General features: G+C 68.7%; 12 protein-coding genes. 9 read left to right on the top strand and 3 right to left on the bottom strand.

Annotated elements, in window-relative coordinates; translation table 11 throughout:
- Positions 1-132: 132 nt before the first annotated feature.
- Positions 133-1983, bottom strand: coding sequence for an AMP-dependent synthetase/ligase (locus ABNF93_RS10000; protein WP_349327627.1), 1851 nt, complete (start codon positions 1981-1983; stop codon positions 133-135).
- A gap of 126 nt (positions 1984-2109) precedes the next feature.
- A complete protein-coding gene (gene lepA, locus ABNF93_RS09995; protein WP_349327626.1) occupies positions 2110-4071 on the bottom strand; it encodes a translation elongation factor 4 in 1962 nt (653 codons plus the stop codon).
- A 229-nt stretch (positions 4072-4300) separates the two neighbouring features.
- Between lepA and ABNF93_RS09990 the strand changes: the two genes are divergently transcribed.
- Both ABNF93_RS09990 and lanL read left to right on the top strand, forming a co-directional pair.
- Complete coding sequence (locus ABNF93_RS09990) at positions 4301-5269, top strand: phosphotransferase (protein WP_349327624.1); 969 nt, start codon at positions 4301-4303, stop codon at positions 5267-5269.
- A 339-nt stretch (positions 5270-5608) separates the two neighbouring features.
- On the top strand, positions 5609-8290 hold the full coding sequence (gene lanL / locus ABNF93_RS09985) for a class IV lanthionine synthetase LanL (protein ID WP_349327622.1): 2682 nt from the start codon (positions 5609-5611) through the stop codon (positions 8288-8290).
- Positions 8291-8372: 82 nt separating this feature from the next.
- On the opposite strand, the gene ABNF93_RS09980 is transcribed toward lanL, so the two are convergent.
- A complete protein-coding gene (locus tag ABNF93_RS09980) occupies positions 8373-11135 on the bottom strand; it encodes an AAA family ATPase (protein ID WP_349327620.1) in 2763 nt (920 codons plus the stop codon).
- A 546-nt stretch (positions 11136-11681) separates the two neighbouring features.
- Between ABNF93_RS09980 and ABNF93_RS09975 the strand changes: the two genes are divergently transcribed.
- The 7 genes from ABNF93_RS09975 (at position 11682) to ABNF93_RS09945 (ending at position 23999) form a co-directional block, all read left to right on the top strand.
- Positions 11682-18254 (top strand): RHS repeat-associated core domain-containing protein, encoded by a 6573-nt coding sequence (locus tag ABNF93_RS09975; protein WP_349327619.1) that lies wholly within the window; start codon positions 11682-11684, stop codon positions 18252-18254.
- Positions 18251-18787, top strand: coding sequence for a hypothetical protein (locus ABNF93_RS09970; RefSeq protein WP_349327617.1), 537 nt, complete (start codon positions 18251-18253; stop codon positions 18785-18787). Before ABNF93_RS09975 ends, ABNF93_RS09970 begins: the two co-directional genes overlap by 4 nt.
- Before the next feature lie 406 nt (positions 18788-19193).
- On the top strand, positions 19194-20153 hold the full coding sequence (locus ABNF93_RS09965) for a phosphotransferase family protein (protein WP_349327616.1): 960 nt from the start codon (positions 19194-19196) through the stop codon (positions 20151-20153).
- A gap of 102 nt (positions 20154-20255) precedes the next feature.
- Positions 20256-21323, top strand: a complete 1068-nt coding sequence (locus ABNF93_RS09960) for an ABC transporter ATP-binding protein (protein WP_349327614.1) — start codon at positions 20256-20258, stop codon at positions 21321-21323.
- Positions 21307-22233 (top strand): ABC transporter permease, encoded by a 927-nt coding sequence (locus ABNF93_RS09955; protein ID WP_349327613.1) that lies wholly within the window; start codon positions 21307-21309, stop codon positions 22231-22233. Before ABNF93_RS09960 ends, ABNF93_RS09955 begins: the two co-directional genes overlap by 17 nt.
- Positions 22234-22318: 85 nt before the next feature.
- Positions 22319-23236, top strand: coding sequence for an ABC transporter ATP-binding protein (locus tag ABNF93_RS09950; RefSeq protein ID WP_349327612.1), 918 nt, complete (start codon positions 22319-22321; stop codon positions 23234-23236).
- Positions 23237-23282: 46 nt separating this feature from the next.
- Positions 23283-23999 carry an ABC transporter permease gene (locus ABNF93_RS09945; protein WP_349327611.1) on the top strand — a complete coding sequence of 239 codons (717 nt, stop codon included), beginning with the start codon at positions 23283-23285 and terminating at the stop codon, positions 23997-23999.
- Positions 24000-24259 lie beyond the last annotated feature (260 nt).

Genomic DNA, 24259 nt, shown 5'->3' with positions numbered 1-24259 from the left:
CCCGGACGATGCATGCCAAGTCCCCACGATGCATGTCGAATTTGCCGCGCATTGTGGGGAATGTTCACGAAGCGTGATCATTCCCCGCGTACGGCGACGGCGGGACTGGCGGACCTCAGGAGGTGCCGGGCCTCAGGCGTAGAAGGAGTCGAGGATCTCGGCGTAGCGGGTCTCGACGGCCTTGCGGCGAAGCTTCAGGCTCGGCGTCATCTCGCCGTCCTCGACGGTGAGGTCATGGTCGAGGATCGCGAACTGCTTGATGGTCTCCCACCGGTTGAGCTTGGCGTTGAGTTGGTCGATGTAGCCCTGCACCATCGCCCGTGCGGCGTCGGAGCCGACGATCTCGGCGTACGCCCGCCCTTCGAGCCCGTTCTCGGCCGCCCAGCCCACGATCGCGTCGGGATCGAGGGTCACCAGCGCTGAGGTGAAGTTGCGGTTCTCCCCGTGGACGACGATCTGGCTGGCATAGGGGCAGAGCGCCTTGAACGCCGCCTCGATGAGCTGGGGCGCGATGTACTTCCCACCAGAGGTCTTGAACAGGTCCTTCTTCCGGTCGGTGATGCGAAGGACCCCGCCCTCCTCGAGCTGGCCGATGTCCCCGGTGTGGAACCAGCCGTCGGCGTCGAGAACCTCGTCGGACAGCTCCGGCATGTTGTGGTAACCCCGCATCACGCCTGGCCCCTTGACCAGAACCTCGCCGTCGTGGGCGATGCGCAGCTGGGTTCCCGGGAACGCCGGCCCGACCGTGCCGAACTTGAACCTGCCCGGCAGGTTGACACACGTCGCCGCACTGGTCTCGGTCAGGCCGTAGCCCTCCACAATGAGGATGCCCGCCGCGTGGAACCACTCCGCGATGTCGCGGCTCAACGCGGCCGCACCGGAGACGAAGAAGCGCAGCCGCCCACCGAAGCGTTGCTGGATCTTGCTGAACACCAGCCGGTCGGCCAGTGTGTACTGCACGGCGAGCAGCCCCGAGGGCTCCTTGCCCTGCTGGCGCAGCGCCGACACCTTGCGGCCGACGTCGAACGCCCAGCCGAAGAGCTTGGCCTTGATACCGCCCTCCTGCTCCACCGTCGACACGATCCGGCCATGGGCCTTCTCGAAGATCCGTGGTGCGGCGCCCACGAAGGTCGGTCGGACGATGGCGAGGTTCTCGATGATCTTGTCGACCCGGCCGTCGACCGCCGTCGGGAACCCGATCTGCAGCTGCGCCGTCAAGAGCACCTTGCCGAACGAATGGGCAAGGGGAAGCCAGAGGTACTGCAGATCGTCAGGGCGCAGGATCTGCACGGCGTCGACTGCGGCGCCCTCATAGGTCCAGCAGTCGTGGGTCAGCCGGACCCCCTTGGGCTTGCCGGTCGTTCCGGACGTGTAGATCAGGGTCGCCAGGCTGTCCGGACCGATCGCGGCCGCGGCCTCGTCGATGGCGGTCGGGTGCTCGGCGAGGAAGTCCTTGCCCCGCTCCTCCAGGTCGGCGAGGGTGATCACGTCGTCGCCCTCGTCGGCAGTTCCGGCGAACGTCACGATCGTCGTCAGCTCGGACAGTTCCGAGCGATGCTCGCGAACCTTCTTGACCTGCTCGTCGTCCTCGGCGAAGACGACCCGGCTGCGCGAGTCGCCGAGGATGTACGCCACCTCGCTGGAGGTGGTCGTGGGATAGATGGTCGTCGTCGCGGCGCCGGCACACATGATCGCGAAGTCGGCCAGGATCCACTCGTAGCTCGTGGCGGCGGCGATCGCCACCCGCTCCTCCGGCTGGATGCCCAGCGCGATGAGGCCGGCGGCCAGCCGCCGTACGCGGTCACCGGTCTGCTGCCAGGTCGCGGACTCCCAGCGGTCACCGACCGGGTATCGGTAGGCCTCCTCCTCGGGCGTGCTCGCGATCCGGTCGAGGATCATCCGCGCGACCGTGGGCGCGCGGTCGTCGACCTTCGACTGGTCAGGCTGGGCTGGATTCGTACCCCAGATCAGGTCACTGGTCATCGCAGGCCTCCGCCTCAATTCCGCAGTCGTACCGATGGCTCGTCCGACGGCCCGAGCGGGCTCACTCCACCGTAGTGAGTGGCACCGGGCTGTGGCACGTTCGGCACAGAATAGCCAGGCTGAGGCCTATTCCTTGCCGGAACTCGACCCTGCCTTGGCCGAACCCGACCCGGGACCGTCCGTGGTCGACAGGGCGGCGACGAACGCCTCCTGAGGAACCTCCACCCGGCCGACCATCTTCATCCGCTTCTTGCCCTCTTTCTGGCGTTCGAGCAGCTTGCGCTTGCGGGTGATGTCACCGCCGTAGCACTTCGCCAGAACGTCCTTGCGGATGGCCCGGATGGTCTCACGGGCGATGATCCGCGACCCGACCGCCGCCTGGATCGGCACCTCGAACTGCTGCCGCGGGATCAGCTCACGGAGCTTCTGGGCCATCGTGACGCCGTAGGAATAGGCCTTGTCCTTGTGGACGATCGCGCTGAAGGCGTCGACGGTCTCGCCCTGGAGCAGGATGTCGACCTTCACCAGGTCGGCGGCCTGCTGACCGGTGGGTTCGTAGTCGAGGGAGGCGTACCCGCGGGTCTTGCTCTTCAGGGCATCGAAGAAGTCGAAGACGATCTCCGCCAGCGGCAGGGTGTAGCGCATCTCCACCCGGTCCGCCGACAGGTAGTCCATGCCCTGCAGCTGTCCCCGCCGCGACTGGCACAGCTCCATCACCGCGCCGATGAAGTCGGCCGGCGTGAGGATCGTCGCCCGCACGACCGGCTCGTGCACCTCTGCCACCTTGCCCTTCGGCGCCGCAGCCTGCTTCGACGTCACCCCCACACCCGACGGGAACTCACTCGGGTTGGTCACGACGTGCTCGCTGCCGTCCTCCATGACCACGCGGTAGACGACGTTGGGGGCGGTCGAGATGAGGTCGAGGTCGAACTCGCGTTCCAGGCGTTCGCGGACGATCTCCATGTGCAGCAGGCCGAGGAAGCCGCAGCGGAAGCCGAAGCCCAGCGCGCCGGAGGTCTCCGGTTCGTACAGCAGAGCGGCGTCGTTGAGCTGCAGCTTGTCGAGTGCCTCGCGCAGGTCGGTGTACTCGTCGCCGTCGACCGGGTAGAGGCCGGCATAGACCATCGGGTTGGGGTGGCGGTACCCGGCGAGCGCCTTCGTCGCGGGGTTGCTCGTGACCGTCACCGTGTCACCGACACGGGACTGCCGCACCTCCTTCACCCCGGTCATGATGTAGCCGACCTCTCCGACGCCGAGCGACGGTGACTTCTTCGGCTCGGGCGAGATGACGCCGACCTCGAGGGTTTCGTGGGACGCTCTCGTCGACATCATCAGGACCCGCTCGCGGTTGGCGATGCTGCCGTCGATCACGCGGATGTAGGTGACGACTCCGCGGTAGGTGTCGTAGACCGAGTCGAAGATCAGCGCCCGGGGCGGCGCGTCGGCGTCGCCCTTCGGCTGCGGCACCTGGGCGACGATCTCGTTGAGGAGGTGCTCGACACCTTCGCCGGTCTTGGCGGAGACCCGCAGCACGTCGCTCTCGTCGCAGCCGATGATGCCGGCGAGTTCCGCGGCGTACTTGTCCGGCTGCGCCGACGGCAGGTCGATCTTGTTGAGCACCGGGATGATGTGCAGGTCGGCGTCGAGGGCGAGATAGAGGTTCGCCAGCGTCTGCGCCTCGATCCCCTGCGCGGCGTCGACCAGCAGCACCGCACCCTCGCAGGCGGCGAGCGACCGCGACACCTCGTAGGTGAAGTCCACGTGGCCGGGCGTGTCGATGAGGTTCAGGACGTACGACGTGTCCGCGTGGGCACCCGCACTCGCCCGGAACGGCAGGCGTACGGCCTGGCTCTTGATCGTGATCCCGCGCTCACGCTCGATGTCCATCCGGTCGAGGTACTGCGCCCGCATGGCCCGCCCTTCGACCACGCCGGTGAGCTGGAGCATCCGGTCGGCCAGCGTCGACTTGCCGTGGTCGATGTGGGCGATGATGCAGAAGTTCCGGATGAGCGCCGGATCGGTCTCGCCGGGCTGCGGGATGGTGCCGGGAACTGGCCCGGACCTGGAAGGCAGAGAAGCAGCGGGCACGGACGGTCCATTCGAGTGTGGATGGGGGTCGCTCCTCATCATCCCATGCCCGGACAACGGGCCCGGCGCTCACGGCGTGCTTCGGCGATGATCGACACTGGACGAATCGGACAGGTCGGCTGCAGGCGGCCCGGAATCGCCTCGATCAACCGACACTGTGCTGGCCGACGACGCGCGTCGACCGAGAAATGCGTTGTCGGCGTCCGGCGGGGTTTGTCAGCATCGACGGATGTCCTCCCTGCCGGGCACCAATCCTTCCGCTGCTCCGACCCGGGCAGCTGGCGTGCGGATCTCCTTCGACGAGGTACCCGCCCCGGTCCGCCGGTGGGTCGAGCGCGAGCTCGGATCCCCGGTCGTCTCCGCGTCGACCCAGAGCGGTGGCTTCTCCCCCGGCGCGGCGGCCCGGCTGGTGACCGCCGACGGGCGGCGCGGATTCGTCAAGGCCGTGGGTGGTGCACTCAACCCCGACAGCCCGGGCCTGCTGCGTCGGGAGCGCACGACGATGGAGGCCGTGCCCGCGTTGCCGTGGACGCCGCGTATGCGGTCGGCCTACGACGACGGCGACTGGATCGCCCTGCTCTTCGACGACATCGAGGGGCGGGAGCCGGCGCACCCCTGGACGGCTGAGGACACCGACCTCGTGTTCGGCGCTCTCGCCGATCTCACGGCGGCGCTCACGCCGACACCCTGGCCCGAGGCCCCGGACCTGAGCGACGCCGGCATCTTCCGTGGCGGCTGGGCCGTTCTTCGGGAGTCGCCGCCCGCCGACCTCGACCCGTGGGCGGTGGCACGCCTCGACCTGCTGCGGGAGTACCAGCAGCGGGCCCGGGCCGCCGTTGTCGGCGAGTCCCTCGTGCACTGGGACATCCGCGCCGACAACGTACTCATCACCGGTACGGGAGTCGTCTTCGTCGACTGGGCGTGGGCGGCACGAGGCGCCCGCTGGGTCGACACCGCGCTCGCAGCACTCGACCTCGTGATCAGCGGTTCGAGCGTCGACGTCGACGACCTGCTCAGCCGGCACCCCTGCACCAGGGACGCGGATCCGCTCGACGTCACCGCCCTCCTCGCCACCGTGACGGGCGCTCTCACGGAAAGGTCCCGGGCACCGGTTCCACCGGGGCTGCCGACGATCCGTGACTACCAGCGCGTGGTGGCCGATGCCCTGACGGCGTGGATCCGCCGACGCATGTCCTGACGACGGTCCGCAAGCATTCGTTGCCGCGTCGAGATCCGGGCGGGCTTGCGCGCAGTTGTGCGCGCTTGGTAGTGATATGCGTACGCATTGTGCAGGTCCGCGCGGCAGGGGGTCTCGGTGGGGGGAACAGCGGAAGCGGTCCAGCGTGCCCTCAACGCCTTGACCGGCCACGGCACGGCGACCTTCCGGCATGCAGCTACCGGCCGCACCACGTCAACGTGCCCAACCACATCCACCGGCCCAACCACATCCACCGGCCCAGCTACATCATCCGGCTCGGACCGCCCTGGCGTCCCGAACGCGTCCGGCTGCGCGAATGAGCCCGGGTCCACCGACCTCGTGCACCCAGTCCGCGAACTCCTTGGCGAGGGCGACTGGGACTTCCGCATCGACCCGCCGTGGTGTGCCGTCGTGCCAGCTGGCCACCAGGGGCGGACCCACGGCTGGTTGCTCCACCTGTCGGCGACACCGGCGTCGGCAACCTCCGTGCTCGCCCACGCCGTCCCGGTGCTCCGCGAGCATGGCGTGGCTTTCCGGTTCGCGGTGAGCACGGCCGCCGTCCGCTGGTTGACCGGCGAGGACTGTGACCCACGGGTCAGCGGCAGGTTCCTCACGGTGTATCCCCGCGACGACGCGGAAGCCCCCCACCTCGCGACCGCACTCCATGCCGCGACCGCTGGGCTCCCCGGCCCGCGGATCCTGGCCGATCGCCCCGTCCGCTCCAGTAGCCTCGTGCACTACCGCTATGGCCGCTTCGAAGATGCGTACGACCTCGACGACGATGGCGTCCTGCGGCCGGTCGACCTCGACGCGGTGGCGGTCCTCGGTCCTTCGCCACCGGTCCATGCGATCCCGCACATCCAACCGGGGACGGTGCTGCACGGGCGGTTCGTCCTGCGGCGGATCATCGACCAGTCCGTCACCGGTGGCCGCTATCTCGCCCTCGACCGTACGAACGATCGCGAGGTACTCGTCAAGCACGCCCGCGCGCACAGCGGCGGCGACCACACCGGTGCCGACGCGCGTGAACGCCTCCAGCTCGAAGCGGCGGCCCTGCGGCACCTCGCCGGTGAGGTGCCGGTCCCCCGGGTGTTCGAGGTGTTCGACCAGGACGGCGACCGGTTCCTCACCACCGAGCACCCGCCGGGGCGGCCGTTCCTCGACTGGGTACACGCGACTCACCGCGAAGCGGTCGTCAATCCGACCGGTCACATCTTGCTGATGGCGCGGCGGCTGGTCGCGCTCGTCGCCGGCGTCCACGCCGCAGGCATCGTGCTCCGGAACCTGAGCCCGGGCAGCGTGCTCGTGGCACCCAACGGGGCGTTGACGCTCGTCGACCTGGAGGCCGCCGTCCCCGCGGGGCAGCCGGCTCCGCCTCCCTGGCCCTCCAGCTACCTGGCACCCGAGTGCCGTGACCCGCGCCAGGTGGCTGGCGTGGACGGATCGCTCACCGCGACCGTCGCCGAGGACCTGTGGAGCCTCGGCGCGTTGTTCTTCCTGCTCGCCACCGGAACCGAACCCGACCTGCCTCTCGACGTACCCGCTGACCGGCCGATCCGGGACCGGCTGGCGGCCTGGCTCTCGGTCGTGGCGCGGGACCACCCGTCCGCGGCGGTCGTCGCGCCACCGCTCCTCGGCCTCCTCGCCACGGCGCCCGACTGCCGGTGGAGCCTGTCGCGGGTGGAGAAGTACCTCGCGTCGCCCGAGCGGCGGTCCACCGGGGCAGGCGGTCACTCCGGCGTTCGCCTGCCCACGGTCGCGCAGTTGGTCAGCGACGGGCTCGACCACTTGCGGGATGCCGCCGCGGTACCGCCAGACAGTGACATCAGGGCCGACCCGACCGACAGCGGGACCGACGTACGAACCGACCCCGGAACTGTGCGACACGGCGCGGCAGGTGTCCTGGGCACGCTGATCCAGGCGTCCATGAGCGCCCGTGACCAGGATCGGCTGCTGGCGGCCGTCCGAGAGGTGTCCGCACGGTTGGTCGCGCATCGCCCGCCGGGTCAGTCCGGGCGTGCGCTGCCGGGTCTCCTCACCGGGCGCGCCGGCACGGCCTGGGCGCTGGCCGACGCCGGTGTCGCACTCGACGATCCCGCGCTGGTGGCCGAGGCGCGCGCCATGGTCTCGTCCCTGCCGACCGACTGGCCGCTCCCGGGAGTCGCCCACGGACTCGCCGGGGCCGGGCTCGCCCACCTGCACATCGGCCGGCTGACGGGCGACGAGGAACTGCTCGACCGCGCACAGGGCTACGCCGACGCGGTTGTCGCGGCAGCGCACCTCGGCGCTCACGGCCCGCTCTGGCCGGTCCCCGCCGACGCCCGATCCGCGCTCGCCGGCAGCTGCCACTACGGGTTCGCCCACGGGGTCGCCGGGATCGGCTACTTCCTGCTCCTCATGGCACACGAGACCGGCGACGAGTCGTACGCCAAGGTTGCCGTGGCGGCCGGCCACACTCTCTGCGAGGCCGCGACGACCGACACCGACGGGGCCGCGTGGTGGCCGGCAGGCTTGGACCATCCGGCACCCTCGCCACACCGGTCCGCAGGACCGGCGGGGATCGGGACCTTCCTGCTACGCCAGTACGCCGTCACCGGCGAGCCAGGCATCGGTGCGTACGCCGTGGCGGCCGCGGTCGCCGTGCACAAGGCCAGGTGGCGGGTTCGGTCCGACGGCTGCCACGGCCTGGCAGGCAGCGGGCACTACCTGCTGGATGCCGCGCAGGTACTCGGCGACGACACCTACCGGACGTGGGCCGGTGAGGTGGCGGAGGCGATGGCCGTCCGGCACTGCCGGCGGGCGGGCAGGCTCCTCGTCCCGGACCAGGTGGCGCCACCGGTCAGCACCGGCGTCGCCGACGGCGGCGTCCGCAATGCCGGCACCGGTGGGGAGACCGACGTGGCCGACAGCGTGTCGTTCCTGCTCCGTCTCCTTCGGGGCGGACCGCGCCCCTGGATGGTCGACGGCTGCCTGGCGGACCGTGCGCTGGAGATCGCTGGTGAGGACCTGCGGCCGTCCTAGTCCTGCGGCCGTCCTGGTCCTACTGAGGGACCCGCTCACGGACACGCCCCACCGTCACCATGCTGGAGCCGGCGCGCGCACCTTACGTGTCGTCGCGGGCCGGTGGGGTGTCCTGGCTGATCGCGCTGGAGACCTCGGTACGAGAGAAGACGCCGAGCTTGTGCAGGATGTTGGACACGTGCACGGCGACGGTCCTGGGAGAGATGTAGAGACGCTGGGCGAGTTCGGTGTTGGTGAGGCCCTCCGCGACGAGGAGCGCAACTTCGCGTTCGCGCCTGGTCAGTGCCGCCACACCGCTGACCGCGGAACGGTCGTCCGTGGGCGCCAGGTCCAGCTGGGCACGTAGCTGGTCGAGCTGAGCCACCCGCCAACCGCCCCACCGGGCGAGCAGATCGGTGGCCGCGGTGACCTGCTGGACGGCCGCGTCACGCTTGCCGAGCGTGAGCAGGCAGCGGGCAGCGCCGACGTGGGCAGTACCCCGGATCGACGGCAGCATGGCGAACGACTCCGACACCTCGAGGTAGCCGGCGAGTGCCGCGGCGGTCTCCCCCTGCGCTTCGCCGACCTGCGCCCCCGCCAACGTCCGCTCGTCGTCCCGGACGTCGCCCCCGAGCAGCGCGCGGCTCATCCGTACGACCTGCGGCAGCGGCAGGCCGACGGACAACGCCGCCGAGATCAGGTCGTGCGCCTGCTCACCGCTGCGCCATGGCTGTTCGGCGAGCGCCACGAAGATCTCGTCCAGGTGCCGCTCGGCGGTGGCGAGTTCACCTCGCCGGCAGGCGACATGGAACGCGAGGCCGGGGATGGTGATGCCCGAGAACGCGGCCTCCGTGCGCAGCTCGGCGATGATGTCGTCGACGCAGGCGAGTTCGCCGGCCTCGAGATACAGCCCGGCCAGGAAGACCGCGTGGTGGTCGGCCCGACGTCCGCCGCGGAGGTACCCGCGGTCCCGGTTCCGGCCCTGTTCCAACGTCGCGATCGCCGCGTCCAGATTGCCCTCACGCATCGCCAGCCGCGCCCGGCCCTGGAAGTACGCCGCGACCGCGAGCGACTCGAAACCGGCCCGTTCGGCGTCGATGCGCATGCGTTCCAACATGTCGGCGTGCTCGCTCGGCGACGCCGGCGGAACATCATGAACGAGGTAGTTCAACGCGCGGGCGGCGAGCACCCACTCACCCAGCTTCTCCGCCTCGTCGACGAGCCCCGCCAGTATCGTGCGGCCCTCTTCGTTGGTCACCGACCGGTCGGACAGCGCGGAGCCCTTCTCGACCAAGGCGGCCAGGCGCACGCGCGGCAGATCGAACTCGCCGGCCAGCGCCAGAGCCCGATCCGCCCACTCCACCGCGGCGTCGAGGTCGTCTCGGAGCTCGGCCGACTGGGCCACCGCGGTCATCGCCCGGGCCTGGATCGCCCCGGGCGGCAGCTGCGCGACGAGTTGCTCGACCTCGTGGGTCAATGTCTCCATCTCGCGGGTCTCGTCGGACTCCCAGGCCAGGCGGATCAACAGGTACAACGCATCGGCGCGGTCGCTTGCCGTCGGCGCAAGGTCACGCCACCGGCGGGCGTAGCCCACGGCGTCGTCGAGAAGGCCCGCCAGCCAGGCGGCCTGGGCCGCCGCAGCAAGCAGCTCCGCGTCGTCACCCACCTCGTCCATGCCCATCTCGGCGAGCTGCAGAGCCTGGAACGCCGATCCGATCGACAGGTAGAGCGCCGCACCACGACGGGCCGCCTCGACCATGTCGTCGTACCGTCCGGCGGCACGTGCGTGGCGGGCAATCATCGCGGGATCAGATCCACCGGTGGCGAGCAGAACCTCGAGTGCGGCCTCATGCAACCGTCGCTGCTGCCGGCCGAGCAACTGCCCGGAGATCGCCTCGCGGACCAGGGCGTGGCGGAAGCTGAACTCGTCATCGCTGGACTCGACGAGGACACCTCGGGCGACGAGCCCGCGCAGCGCCGTGATCAGCTCGTCCTCGTCCGCCCCGGTCACGGCGGCAAGCAGGTCGAACGGAACCCGATGACCGAGTACGGCGGCGGCCTCCACGATGCGCTGGTCGCGCGGCTCCAGGTCGTCGACCTGCCGCCGGAGCACCTCCGAGAGGCTCCACGGCAGCGGGCTCTCGCACAGTGACGCGAGATCGTCCCCGGTGTGGCCCCGGATGAGCTCTTCGAGGAAGAAGGGGTTGCCGCCCGTGCGCTGGTGCAACGCCGCCACCGAGCGATAGGGGATCGGCGCGCCCGCCACGGAAGCGAGCAGCGCGGCCGTGTCCGACTCACCGAACCGCTCGAGCGCCACGTGGGCGACGGTGTGCCGGCGTTCCAACCGGCCAAGAAGCCCGGCGACCGGATGGCGGCTCGTCACCTCGTCCGGGCGGTACGTCCCGATCAGCAGTCGCGGCCCGGTCTGGCCGGCGATCCGCTCGAAAAGCGCCGCGCTCTCGGAGTCTGCCCAGTGCAGGTCTTCGAAGACGATGACCGCCCGCCGGTCGTTGACAAGCTCGTTCACGATGGCGAGGCCGGCGTGCAGGCGCTCCACCGGACTGCGCGCGGGATCGGCCAGTGCGTCCAGGAGATCCTCCTTGACGCCTGGCCGACCGTCCACCGCGTCCAACAGCACTTCGTACGGGCGCGCCAGTGAGCCGGGCTCGGCGCGCCCCACCAGCACCACCGGATCGGCGGGAAGGCCGGCCAGCAGCTCGTGGATCAGCCGCGTCTTGCCGATGCCCGGCTCGCCCGCGACGATCGCCACCTGCGGATGGCTGGACGCCGCGAGCTGCTGGAGTTGGCGCAGCTCGCGGTCACGTCCCACCATCACCGCGCTGGCGCCGCCGCGCGCTCTCTGCACGGCGTCAGGCTACCGCCAGCAGAGGGAACGCTACCGGCCACAGCGCCGGCCCTGGCCCCGTCCGGCGCCGGCACGTTGCCCCACGTGTCGGCTTGTTTCCTGCGTGCCTTGCGCGCCTTTCGTGCTTGACGAGCAATCGCCAGGAGCCGGCGGCGATCCGCTTCGGCGATCAGTGCCTGGTGACGCTCGTGCGCTACGGTCAAGCTGAAAGCTGGATGACCGAACATCGTTGTCTCCCTCGTCTTTCTCTTGTCTCGTTGGTGTCTCCATCCTTGGTCGGCGGGGAGCTTCCGACATCCGCAGCGGTGACGTATCTTCCCGCCGCGGTGGAACGTAGATGCGCCTAGGCAGGTGCGTACGTATGCCTAGGGCGTGTCTCGACGTGGCCGGTGTCCTTGATCGTTTCCGGCGCCCTGTGTTGCCTGCTGGTGGATTTTCAGATAGAAGATCACTTCAAGTCTTTTTCGTCTGATATACGTCAGATGGCCGATATGGGGGGTGGCGGGGGTGACGGGGCACGTCTCTGGCCGGGTTGACCATGTGCGTTTGACCGTCGTCGTCTGTGCGCTGGCCCTGATCGCGTCGGTCCTGCAACCGGGGCAGACGCGTCAGGAGGCGGAGGCCGCGGTGGCTCCGCGGGCGCTGCCGGGAGCCGGTCCAGTGGACCGGGCGGCACCCGCGTCGGCGACACCGGACAAGCCGTTCGCGCCGGGTGAACGTACGCCGGTCGTGCCACGTGGAATCTTCGCCAGCAGTGAGCCGCGAGAGCTGTCCACTCAGGACTGGCTGCGCGTGTCGAGCCAGGGTGGGGACCTGCAAGCGACCGACACCCCGGTCTTCACCCGGACGTTGCTGCGGCCGGGCTACGTGCTCGGCGACACGTCGCTTCTGGCGTACTTCAACGTCGATGAAGACGCGCCGTGGACGTCCTGGCGGGTGACGCTTTTCGACGCCGAGTCGCAGACCGAGCAGGCGTCGACGTCGCTGACCAGGGACGACCTGCGCCAGTCCGGCTGCGCCGCACAGCGCGACTACTGCCGCTCCTTCGGTGCGTCCGACGGGTGGGATCTCGACCCGGCCAAGCGGTACTTCCTCACCTTCACCGCCGTCTTTCCCGACCGCGAGGTGCCGTCGGTACCCACGCAGCGGGCCAATCCGCGCCGCACGATCCTGCCGCCACCGATTCCGGACAGGCAGGCCGCGGGCTGTGGCTGCGGCAACGCCCTGGGCATGACCGATGCCCGGCAGGCTGTGCGCGGCGTGGGCGTGAACACGGCGACTGGAGCCTTCAGCCGGGTGGAGCAGGACCTGGCGATGGCCTCGTTCGGGGTGCCGTTCGTCTCCACCCGGATCTATTCCTCGGCTAACCCGGCGAATGGTCTGTTCGGTCCCGGCTGGGCGTGGTCATACGGCATGCAGGTCGCGGCATCGGACCGTGGCGCATTGGTGCGTGCCGATGACGGCGCGATCGTGGAGTACCGGTTGGCCGACGGTCGCTACCAGCGCCCGGCTGGCGTTCGTTCGACGCTGCGCAAGACCGATGCAGGTTGGACGCTCGTCACCCCCGGGCAGATCAGCTACGACTTCGACGGCCAGGGCCGGTTGACGTCGATCCACAACGCCCGCCAGGTTGGCGTTCGGCTCGCCTACACCGCGGAAGGGGTGGAGATCACCGACGCCTCTGGTCGCCAGGCCGAGGCTCGGATCGAGGATGGCCTGATCCGCAGGATCAGCCTCCCGGATCGCCGGAACGTCGAGTTCGCCTACGACAGGCGCTCCCGGCTGGTCGCAGTCGAAGACGCGCGGGGCCACGTGTGGCGGTACCACTACTCCGCGGCTGGGCTGCTGACCGAGGTGGTGGAACCTGAGACCGACGAGGGCCACGACGAGGACGACGGTGGGGTCGTTGCGATCCGCAACGAATACTCCGCGTCGGGCCGGGTGATCCGGCAGTTCGACGCACAGGGCCATCGGACGACCTTCGCCTGGAACGCCGTGAGGCAGGAGGCGAAGACCACCGACGCCGACGGCGTGGTCGCCTACGACGGCTACCACGACAACGTGCTGATCCACAGCCAACGGGGCAACGGCGATGTCGACAACCACCGCTACGACCGCAAGCTCAACCGCAGTCTCGTGGTCAACGGCAGGCAGAACCAGAACGAAGCGGCATTCGACGCGCGGGGTAACCAGACGGTCGGGTCGGCGCCGCTGCCGATGAAGTTCGACCAGCGGACGAAGTACGACGAGCGCAACAACCCGATCGAGTTCGTCGACGAGCGCGGCAACAAGTGGAAGAACACCTTCAACAGGTTCGACGAGCTGGTCGAGAGCGTCGACGCGGAGAAGCACAAGATCCGCTACGCCTACGACGAGCGTGGACTGCTCCTCACGCGCACCGACCAGCGCGGCAAGGTGACCCGCTACGAATACCTGCCCGCAGACGACACCAATGCCGGACTGCCGGCCGCGATCATCTCACCGGAGGGTCGGCGGACGGAGTTCTCCTACGACGGCACCGGTCGGCGGATCGCCGTGGTCGATCCGCGCGGGACCGGCGAAGACGCCGACCGGGACGAGTTCACGACCCGGTTCACCTTCGATGACCAGGACCGCATCGTCGACGTGCGCGAGCCCGGCAAGCGCCACTCGTCGCGTACGGAGTACGACGCCGTGGGCCGGATTGTCGAGACGGAGACCCCGACCGGAGTCGACACGGAATACCGCTACTTCGCCGACGGTCCGCTGCGCTCGGTCGAGGACCCGCGCCGGAAGGTCTCGTACGCCTACTCCGATGCCGGGCGACGCACCAAGACCCGTGTACACCTGGACGACGAGCCCGACATCGTGACGACGTACGCCTACAACGCCAAGGGACTGCTGCAGTCGGTCACCTCACCGCGCGGAAACGCACCGGGGGCGGATCGCAAGGACTTCACCACAACGTACCGCTACGACGGCAACGACAGCCTCGTACGGATCTCCCGTCCCTACCCAGACGGCCGCGTCGTCCACGAGGACATCAAGACCGACGCACTCGACCGGACCACCTCGACGGTCGACGCGTTCAGCAAGACTTCGGCATTCCGCCGGGACAACACCGGCAACGTGACGGCCGCCACCGACACGCTGGGTCGCACCACCCGACTGACGTATGACAGGAACGGGCGGCAGACCGGCCTCACCGATTCCGGCCGGAACTCCACCCGCTTCACCTACGACGCCGCCGGCAACAAGACCAGCGCCACGACGGCCACCGGCGGCAAGACCACCTGGACCTACGACGACGACGGCTTCATGGTCGCCATGACCGAGCAGCGCGGCAACGTCGATGGCGCCGACAAGGAGCGCTTCACCACTCACTACGAGTACGACCTGGCCGGCAACCTCGCCAAGGTGATCGACCCGCTCGACCACACCACGAGCTTCACCTACGACGCCAACAACCGGCAGACAGCGGTCACCGACGCCAAGGGCAACACCACCCGCTACAGCTACCGGGAAGACGACCAGATCCGTGCCGCGATCGCCCCTGACGCGTCGCACCGACGCCACCTGCCCTCCCACGGCTCCACCGTCTACGACTACTACGACGACGGTCTGCTCGCCTCCGTCCGCGACCCGAACCACCACCGGACCCGGCTCGACTACGACGAGGCCGGTCGGGTGACCAGCAGCACCGATCCGCTCGGCCGGCGGGCAGAGATCGGCTACGACCCCGAGAACAACCCGGTGTCGATGATCACCATCGGCAGGCACGAGGAGCTCTCTGACGAGGAGCGGGCAGAGCGGACCATCGTCGACACCTACGACATCGTCGGGCGCCGGGTGAAGCGGGCACTCGGCTCGGACGGTCCGGTCTACACCTGGGGTTACGACGCCGAGGACAAGATCACCTCCTACGGCGACCCGACCGGCCGTCGCAACGTGAACTACGACGACGAGGACCAGATCCAGGAGGTCATCCGTGAGTGGGCGGGGGGCGCGGAGGAGCGGTTCTCCTACGACTACGACGCGCGGGGCAACATCAGCTCCCGCACCTACCCGGACGGCACGCGGATCACCGCCGACTACGACGCGGACAGCCGGATCACCAGCCTGACCAGCGACGACGGTGCTGCCGGCGGCAACCCTGCCACGTGGCGATTCGGCTACGACGTTGCGGGGCGGCGTACGTCTACCACGCTCCCGGACGCGACCGGGCTGGTGGAGCGGCGTAGCTACGACGACGCTGGCCGGCTCACCGACATCGGCACCACCCGTACGCCCGGTTCAGAACCGGGTCCGGGCGTCCAGGATCCGGTCTCGAGGTTCGCCCTCGACCTGGACGAGGTCGGTAATCCGACAAGGGTGGTGACCACGCGTGGCGGGGTTTCGGAGTCGGTGGCGTACGACTACGACAAGGCAGACCGGGTCACGTCCGCCTGCTACGGCGCGATCTCCTGTGACGGCAGGTCCGCGGGCCGGATCGACTACACCTACGACCTGGTAGGCAACCGGACCAGTCAGAAACGCACCGGCAGCGCGGGTCACGACGTCACGCGCTACTTCTACGACGCGGCCGACCAGCTGCAGAAGCAAGTCAAGCTAGCCGGCCCCGCCATCGACGCGCAGCTGGACATCGACGCCCTTCTGGAGCTTGGCCTCGACGACTTCGGCGCCAGTCTGGACATCGGTGCTCTGCTGGGACTCGACGTCGACCTGGGTGTCCACGCCACCGGCTACGACTACGACGAGCAGGGCAACCAGATCAGGGCCGGGAAGGACACCTTCGCCTACAACCTCGACCACAGCCTCGCCAAGGCCAGCGTCGACGGGCAGACCGCCAAGTTCGCCTATGAAGCGACCGGGCTACGAGTGTCCGCCACGATGGGCAGTGGCCAGAACGCCGCCACGCAGCGTTGGGCGTGGGACATCAACGGTGCTCTTCCGCAGATCGCGCTCGACACGGTGACGGGGCGCGACGGGCAGACGCTGGAAAAGCGCGGCTTCAGCTACGGTCCCGACGACGAGCCGCTGGCGTTGCTCGACCCGTCGACCGGCGCGCATTCCTACACCCACGACTGGCTCGGCGGCGTCGCCACCATGCTGTCGCCGACCGGTCAGGTGGAGGCGGGCTACGACTACGACCCGTTCGGCAACCCGCGCGAAGGGCCAACGCTCGGCGGTGGCGAGGAAACCGAAGCGGCCGAAGGCGAGACTGACAACCGCGACAAGCAGGGCAACGACGACGGCCTGCTCGGCGGCGTTCTGGGTGGCTCGTCCGGTGGCTCGTCCGGTGGCTCATCGGACCGTTCGGGCGGGAGCTTGCTGGGCGGGGTGCTCGGAGGCTCGTCCGACAGGTCGTCCGACGGCTCGCACGGTGGGCTGCTCGATGACGTGGTCGGCAGCGGACCTGACCGGTCGGCCAGCCCGACAACCAGCCCGACGCCCACCGCGACAAAGAGCAAGCCCGGCAAGTCAGTGGCCGCAGCACCGAAGAGCAAGGCGGACACGGCGGCGGGTCCGAAGAATCCACTGCGGTTCGCCGGGGCGTACCAGGACTCCAGCCTTGGTGAGGGCAACTACTACCTACGGGCGCGCAACTACAACCCCGGGACCGGCCGGTTCACCGCCACCGACCCGATGCCCGACAGCCTCACGGCCATCTCGTCCTACGCCTACGTCAACAACAACCCGCTCTCCCATACCGACCCGACCGGAGCCATGCTGGCCGCAGACGGCGGCGGAGGTGGCGGCGGCTCGTCCGTTGAGACTGACCCTGGAACGAGCCCGGACGAGGTCAACGGGCCGAGCCCGGAGGAGCTGGCCAAGGCACAGCAGATCCAGAGCAAGAGCTGGGCCGACGTGATCCTGGAGGCCGGCGGCCAGGTCCTCATGGAGTTCCTCGGCATCAACGACCTGCTCAACTGTCTCAAGGGCGACATCGTCGGCTGTGTATCGCTGGTTGTCGGGATGCTGCCGTGGGGCAAGATCTTCAAAGCGAAGAAGATTGCTGAGGCGATCTACCGCGCCGGCAAGGCCGTCATCACGTTCTCCAAGGAAATCAAATGGGCACGCGCCATCATCAAGGGCTCGAAGAACGCGGCCAAGGCAGCCAAGGACGCAGCCGCCGCGGCGGCGAAGAAGGCGGCGCAAAAAGCAGCCGCCGCCAGAGCGGCCGCGAAACGAGCCGCCAAGGAGTCAGCGGAACGAGCAGCCGCCAAGGCGAAAGCCCTCAGATCCAAGGCCAAGAAGACCGGCGACAACGCCGACGGCCCGAGCAAAGCACCCCCAACACGCCCAGGATGCAACAGCTTCGTAGCCCGGACCATGGTCCTGCTCGCCGACGGCACCAGCAAACGGATCGAGAAAGTCGAGCCAGGTGACACGATAGTTGCCACCAACCCCCGAACCGGGAAGACCGCGAAGCGTCAAGTCACACAAACCATCCGGACCGATCACGACAAGCAGTTCGTCGACGTCACCGTCCGCACCGCCGGTGGCAGGCACACGATCACCACAACCGACCACCACCCCTTCTGGTCGAAGACCAGCAAACGCTGGATCGATGCAGGAGATCTCCGGCGCGGCGAGCGACTTCTCACATCCGGCCGCGGCGACGTCCGGGTGGGAGCCGTACGTGAGTACGCCGGTACGCAGATCACCTACGACCTCTCGGTCGACACCACCCATGCGTACTATGTGCTGGCGGGTGAGACGCCGGTACTCGTCCACAACTGCGACACCTTCCCGAACCAGATGGGTGACCAGCTCGATGATGAGCTCGCTCGCGCGGACGGATTGGGAGTGACGCCTTCGCGGCCCGGAACATCGGGGTTCGACGAAGCTGTAAACTCAGGGACGGTCAAGTGGGCCGTTCTGGAAGATGGCAACCTTGTGATCCAGCCGAAGTTCGTCAATGGACAAGAGATATCGCATGCGGTACTCAGCCGAGGTGCTCCAGTACGCGCAGCCGGAGAGGCAGACATCGCCGGCTCGTCCGCCGGAGGGTATTTCGGGCTGGATATCAACCCGCACAGCGGTCACTTCTTACAGGGCCTACCGGCCAGCGCATCGGCAAGGAGTGTTCAGATCGGGAAGGAAGCATTTGGAATGGCGGGCATCATCTTCTCATGAGAAGTCCGTTCCAGGAGCTTGTTCGGCTTGACCGAAAGCAGCTTGTGGCAGCCCTGGCTTCTCAGAACTTCGATGTCGCCAGCATGGATTCGGAAGAGTGGCTTGGCCTCGTGCAGTTGCTGACCACACGCATCATTGATGAATGCGTAGGATTGACTGCCGCGGAGTGGAGGTCCAGCAGTCGTGCGCTGGGTTACGTACTCGAGTCTGCCAGTGCGGCTGGCGCCCTGGTCCCCGGGGAGACTGCAGTTCGGCGGCTCAACCTCACCGCTGCCCTGTTCCAGAAGGTCTCTCCCAACGAGGAAATCGATCTGCTGCGCGCTGAGCAGACCGCGGAACTGCTCTTTCGCGAGATTCCGATCGCCCCAGAGCAAGCCCGGGCCTTGGCGTCAAGATGGACGGAGCTCGACATCGAAGAAATACGCCAGCTCCGTTTCATCAAGAATCTGTTGACACCTGCGCTCATGATGAAGGACGCCCTCGATGACGCTCGACTAGACACGTGGGAGCAGATATATCCGTTGCTTCCCTGAGCGTGCGCTACGCAGGCTGGTGACCATCGCGGTGGTCGCCCCTGCCGGCGCCTGTTGGCGGCTCGGCCCGACGTTCGGATAGACGACGAGATGCGACGAACGCCAGGCACCGCAGGCGGCGCTACCGCAAGGTCAACTGGGTCGTGCTGCTGGACGGCGCAGACCATGGCTCCCGTCGAGCACTCCCCGTTCCCGCACCCCGTCGCCTGGGAGGGAGAGTGGGCTTGGTGGCGCGCCAGGGCGCGATCCAGAACCCGACCACCTCAACCATCGGCCGTACCCTGATTGAAGCAGTCAGTATTTGATCAAGCGCGGACCCAGGCCCGCTGTCGCGACGGACCGAACGAACCCGGGACCGACCACCCCGCTGAACTTGAGCGAGGTCTCGGGCTGTCAGGATCGACCGATGACCGCGCCAGCCGCACCCCTGGTCCCGCACGGAGCAACCGCGCTCCGGCCGGAGTGGCCCGACCTGCCCGATTTCCTTCGTACGCACATCGAGGAACGGCTCGGCGGGCCCGTCACCGCCGTCGCCAACCAGGGGTCGGGTTTCACCCCGGGGTTCGCGTCCCGGCTGGTCTACGGCAAGGGCAGGACCGCGTTCGTGAAGGCGGCCTCGTCCGAGGACAGCCCGGTGATCGCCGACTGCTACCAGGCCGAGGCACGAATCGTCCCACGGCTCCCCGACGGCGTGCCCACGCCTCGTGTGCGCTGGACCTCAGAGCACGAGGGCTGGGTCGTGCTGTGCTTCGACGACGTGCCTGGCCAGCCACCGGCCCGGCCGTGGGACGCCACCGAACTCGCCCGCGTCCTCACCGCACTGACACCGATGGCGGAAGCCCTCACGCCCGGACCACCAGATCTCGTCGTCCCCGCCCTCGGAGACTGGCTGGCCGACGACTTCGGGTACTGGCGCCAGGTCGCCTCCGCGGGCGCCGACGCACCCGACCCACAGGTCGCCGAGCTCGCGACCCTCGAGGACCAGGCGCTGGACGCCCTCGCCGGCGACTCCGTGGTCCACTGCGACCTCCGCGACGACAACGTGATCATGGGCGACGACGGACAGGTCTGGATCTGCGACTGGAACTGGCCCAGCCGTGGAGCCCCCTGGCTCGACCTCCTCTCCCTGCTGATCTCCGCCCGCGGAGACGGCTACGACGGCGACGCCCTGTTCGCCGCACATCCCCTCGGCGCCGATGTGGGTCCCGAAGCGGTCGACGCGGCCCTCGCCGGGCTGAGCGGCTACTTCACCCGGTCGTCGCTCGAACCGGCCGTCCCCGGATCGCCGCATCTACGTACGCACCAGGCGTGGTACGCGCAGGCATGCCTGTCCTGGATCGCCATACGCCGCGGCTGGGTCGGCTGACGCTTCGCCCGGATCACCAGGGGAACCCCTACGGGCAGGAATGCCACGCCTCGTCCTGGAGATGGACGGTCAGAGGCGCCCCTGTGCACTAGCGTCGTGACCGTGACCGTCATCTCCACCCAAGACCTCACCAAGAGGTTCCCCCGCGTCACCGCCCTCGACCAGCTCAGCATCGAGGTCGGCCCAGGGGTCACGGGGCTGGTCGGCGCCAACGGCGCGGGAAAGTCCACGCTCATCAAGATCCTGCTCGGCCTCGCGCCGGCCACCTCAGGCACGGCCCGCGTGCTCGGCCTCGACGTCAGCACCGACGGTTCGGCCATCCGCGACCGGGTCGGCTACATGCCCGAACACGACTGCCTGGTTCCGGACGTGTCGGCAACGGAGTTCGTGGTCCACATGGCGCGGATGTCCGGGCTTCCGGCCGCCAGCGCTCGCGAACGGACCGCCGACACGCTCCGCCACGTCGGGCTGTACGAGGAGCGCTACCGACCCATCGGGGGCTACTCCACCGGCATGCGACAGCGGGTCAAACTGGCCCAGGCACTCGTCCATGACCCGAGCCTCGTCTTCCTCGACGAGCCGACCAACGGCCTCGACCCGGCCGGCCGCGACGACATGCTGGCCCTGATCCGCCGGATCGGTGCCGACTTCGGCATCTCCGTCCTCGTCACCTCGCACCTCCTGGGCGAACTCGAGCAGATCAGCGACCACGTCGTGATCATCGACGGTGGACGGCTCCTGCGGTCGTCCTCGACGGCTGACTTCACCCGCGCCACCCCCATGCTCCTCGTCGAGGTGAGTGCACACGACTCCGGCGCGGGCACCACTACCGGACGTGACCGGCTCGGCCAGGCCCTCGCCGCCCGTGGCCACTCGGTCTCCCCCGACGGCCGGATGCTGGTGATCGACGCCACCGACGAACGCATCTACGACGTCGTACGCGACACGGCGGCAGAACTCCACCTCGGCCTCGTCCGGATGCAACAGCGCCGGCACCGGATCGAGGAGGTCTTCCGCGCCAACGAAGTGCAGGCACCGAGCCACGTCGACGGAGCCCACCCTGGCGGGGCCCACACCGACGGGGCTCATGTCGACAGGGCTCATGTCGACGCAACGCACACCGACGAAGCCCACAGCGACGGAGGAGCACGGCATGCCAGTGCCCCATGAGCCCCTACCTGCCGGTCCGGTCGGCGCTCCCGCACCTGGTGGCGTCATCCACGACATCGGCTACCGGAACTACGACGGGGCTCGCCTCGGTCGGGCGTACATCCTGCGGTCGTTGTACGTACAGAGCCTCCGGTCGACCTACGGTCTCGGGCGGTCGGCAAAGTCCAAGGTGCTGCCGTTCCTGCTCGCCGGGGCGATGCTCCTGCCGGCCGTCATCGTCGTCGCGGTCATGATGTTCGCCAGGCTCCAGGACCTGCCACTTCCGTATGAGCGGTACTTCGTCGTCACCCAGGCGGTCATCGGCATCTTCGTGGCCTCGCAGGCACCGCAGTTGTTCTCCCGCGACCTGCGGTTCCGCACGATCACGTTGTACTTCTCCCGGCCGCTCACCCGGCTCGACTACGTGACCGCGAAGTTCGCCGCTCTCGCGACCTCGATCGCGATCCTCGTGCTCGGGCCCCTGATCGTGTTGTACGCAGGCACCCTGCTGGCGAAGTTGTCCTTCGGTGAGCAGACGAAGAACTTCGCCGCCGGGTTGGCCGGCGTGGTGGTCCTCGCGCTCGTGCTCGCCGGGGTCGGCGGCGTCATCGCGTCCCTCACGACGCGGCGCGGATTCGGCGTCGCGGCCATCATCACGGTCCTCGTTCTCAGCTATTCCGGTGTCACGATCGCATCTGGGATCGCGCAGTCGGAGAACAACACCACACTCGCCGGCTACTTCGGACTCCTCTCGCCGATCACCCTGGTCGACGGCGTGCAGGTGACCGCGTTCGGGGCGGAGTACTCCGGCGTGATTCCGCCACCGGACACGACCGTCGGTCTGTTGGCCTTCGTCCTCACCGCGGCGGCGGTCGTCGTCGGCTCGTTCGGCCTGCTGCTCCTGCGATACCGGAAGGTGGCGAACGCATGAGTGCGAGGAGCCCCCACGCAGGTACGCCGAGGTACGAGGTGTGCCGGAGTGAGGCACCGCAGTGGTCATGCGAAAGGGAAACAGCATGAGCGTCGTCCACATCGACCGTGCCTCCCGCTGGTACGGCAATGTCGTCGCGGTCAACGACATCACGATGACCATCGGTCCGGGTGTCACCGGACTCCTGGGCCCCAACGGCGCCGGCAAGTCGACGCTGATCCACATGATGGGCGGCTTCCTGGCGCCGTCAGCTGGCAAGGTCACGCTGGACGACTCCGCCGTATGGCGGAACCATCTCGCCTACCGGCGGATCGGCCTGGTCCCCGAACGCGAAGCTCTCTACGACAACCTCACCGGCTGGCAGTTCGTGCTCGCCAACGCGAAGCTGCACAAACTGCCCGACCCGCGGGCGGCCGCTGCAGCCGCGATCGCCACGGTGGAGATGGCGTACGCACAGGGCCGGCGGGTCGGTACGTACTCCAAGGGCATGAAACAGCGGATCAAGATGGCGACCGCTCTCGTCCACGACCCGCCGGTCCTGCTCCTCGACGAGCCTTTCAACGGCATGGACCCTCGGCAGCGTCTGCACCTGATGGATCTTCTGCGTTCGATGGGGGCGCAGGGACGCACCGTGCTGTTCAGCTCGCACATCCTCGAGGAGGTTGAGCAGGTCGCCTCCCACATCGAGGTCGTCGTCGCGGGGCGACATGCCGCGTCCGGCGACTTCCGGGAGATCCGCCGGCTGATGGCCGACCGGCCACATCAGTACGTCATCCGCTCCAGCGACGACCGGCGGCTCGCCTCATGGCTCATCTCCGACGGTTCGTCGGCGGGAGTCGAACTCGACGTACGCGATCAGTGTCTCCGGGTGCAGGCGGTCGATTTCGCCCGGTTCACCTGGCTGCTGCCGCAGATGGCGCGGGACGCCGAAGTCCGGCTCTTCGAGGTGTCGCCGTCCGACGAGTCCCTCGAGAGCGTCTTCGCCTATCTCATCAGCGCGTGAGCACCACAGCGCCGACCCGCCCGGCCTGACCACCTACGAGGATGCCATGAACGCAACCATCGCCAGACTCACGACGAGCACGCTCCTCGGCAAGCGCCGAGTGCTGCTGTTGTTCATCCTGCCGGTCCTCCTCCTGGCGCTTGCCGCGGTCATCAGAGGCGTCGCCGGTCCGGACTCGGTGGTGGGTACGCCGCTGCTGCAGGCGTTCGCTCTCGGCACCATGGTGCCGCTGCTCGGCCTGATCGCCGGCACCGGCGTCATCGGGCCCGAGATCGACGAGGGGTCGATCGTCTACATTCTCGCCAAGCCCGTGTCGCGGCCGATCATCATCGTGACGAAGCTCGCCATCGCGGCTGGCTGCCTGCTCGCCTTCGCGGCCGTACCGACGTTCGTCGCCGCGGTCGTCGTGTCGGGTCTCGACGGGGGTGTCGCTCTCGGGTTCGGCGTGGGCACGGCGATCGCGGGCCTCACCTACAGCGCGGTGTTCCTGCTCCTGGCCGTACTCACCCGGCACGCGGTGGTCTTCGGGCTCGTCTACGCGCTGATCTGGGAGAGCTTCGTCGGCGGATTCGTACCGGGGGCGAAAACGCTCAGCATCCAGCAGTGGGCTCTGGCGGTCGCCGACAGCGTGATCAAGCAGGACGCGATCGAGTCGGTCATGAGCGCGGGCACCGCCCTGGTGCTCCTCGTCGCCGTGACCGTGGCCGCGACCTGGTTCGCGGGCCACCGGCTCCGCTCCCTCACCCTCACCGAGACCGAGTAGGGAGTTAGTCCGGAGGTTGGAAGGTCCGGCGGTCCTGGGAGGCGGCCCGCACCGCACACCCAGCACCGCACACCCGCACACCCGCACCGCACACCCGCACGCCCGCACTCCCTCCAGGCAGCGCGCCCAGACCCGCCAGCTCGCCCGCCGGACTCGGCGGCCCTTGATCATGCCGGTGATCATGAACCGTCTGGGCCGGGGCGCGCCCCCACCTCCGACCACGACAGGGGGGCTTCTACCCGCGGGCCTTCATGATCATC

The sequence above is a fragment of the Actinopolymorpha sp. B9G3 genome (genome assembly GCF_040120725.1).
Classification (GTDB): domain Bacteria; phylum Actinomycetota; class Actinomycetes; order Propionibacteriales; family Actinopolymorphaceae; genus Thermasporomyces.
The sequence above is the reverse complement of the archived record's forward strand: the minus strand, read 5'-3'. Positions and strand labels throughout refer to the sequence as shown.

Excerpts from the sequence above, each read along its gene's own strand:
- ABNF93_RS10000 (WP_349327627.1), bottom strand. The coding sequence starts at position 1,983 with ATGACCAGTGACCTGATCTGGGGTACGAATCCAGCCCAGCCTGACCAG.
- ABNF93_RS09990 (WP_349327624.1), top strand. The coding sequence starts at position 4,301 with ATGTCCTCCCTGCCGGGCACCAATCCTTCCGCTGCTCCGACCCGGGCA.
- ABNF93_RS09970 (WP_349327617.1), top strand. The coding sequence starts at position 18,251 with ATGAGAAGTCCGTTCCAGGAGCTTGTTCGGCTTGACCGAAAGCAGCTT.
- ABNF93_RS09965 (WP_349327616.1), top strand. The coding sequence starts at position 19,194 with ATGACCGCGCCAGCCGCACCCCTGGTCCCGCACGGAGCAACCGCGCTC.
- ABNF93_RS09955 (WP_349327613.1), top strand. The coding sequence starts at position 21,307 with ATGCCAGTGCCCCATGAGCCCCTACCTGCCGGTCCGGTCGGCGCTCCC.
- ABNF93_RS09950 (WP_349327612.1), top strand. The coding sequence starts at position 22,319 with ATGAGCGTCGTCCACATCGACCGTGCCTCCCGCTGGTACGGCAATGTC.
- ABNF93_RS09945 (WP_349327611.1), top strand. The coding sequence starts at position 23,283 with ATGAACGCAACCATCGCCAGACTCACGACGAGCACGCTCCTCGGCAAG.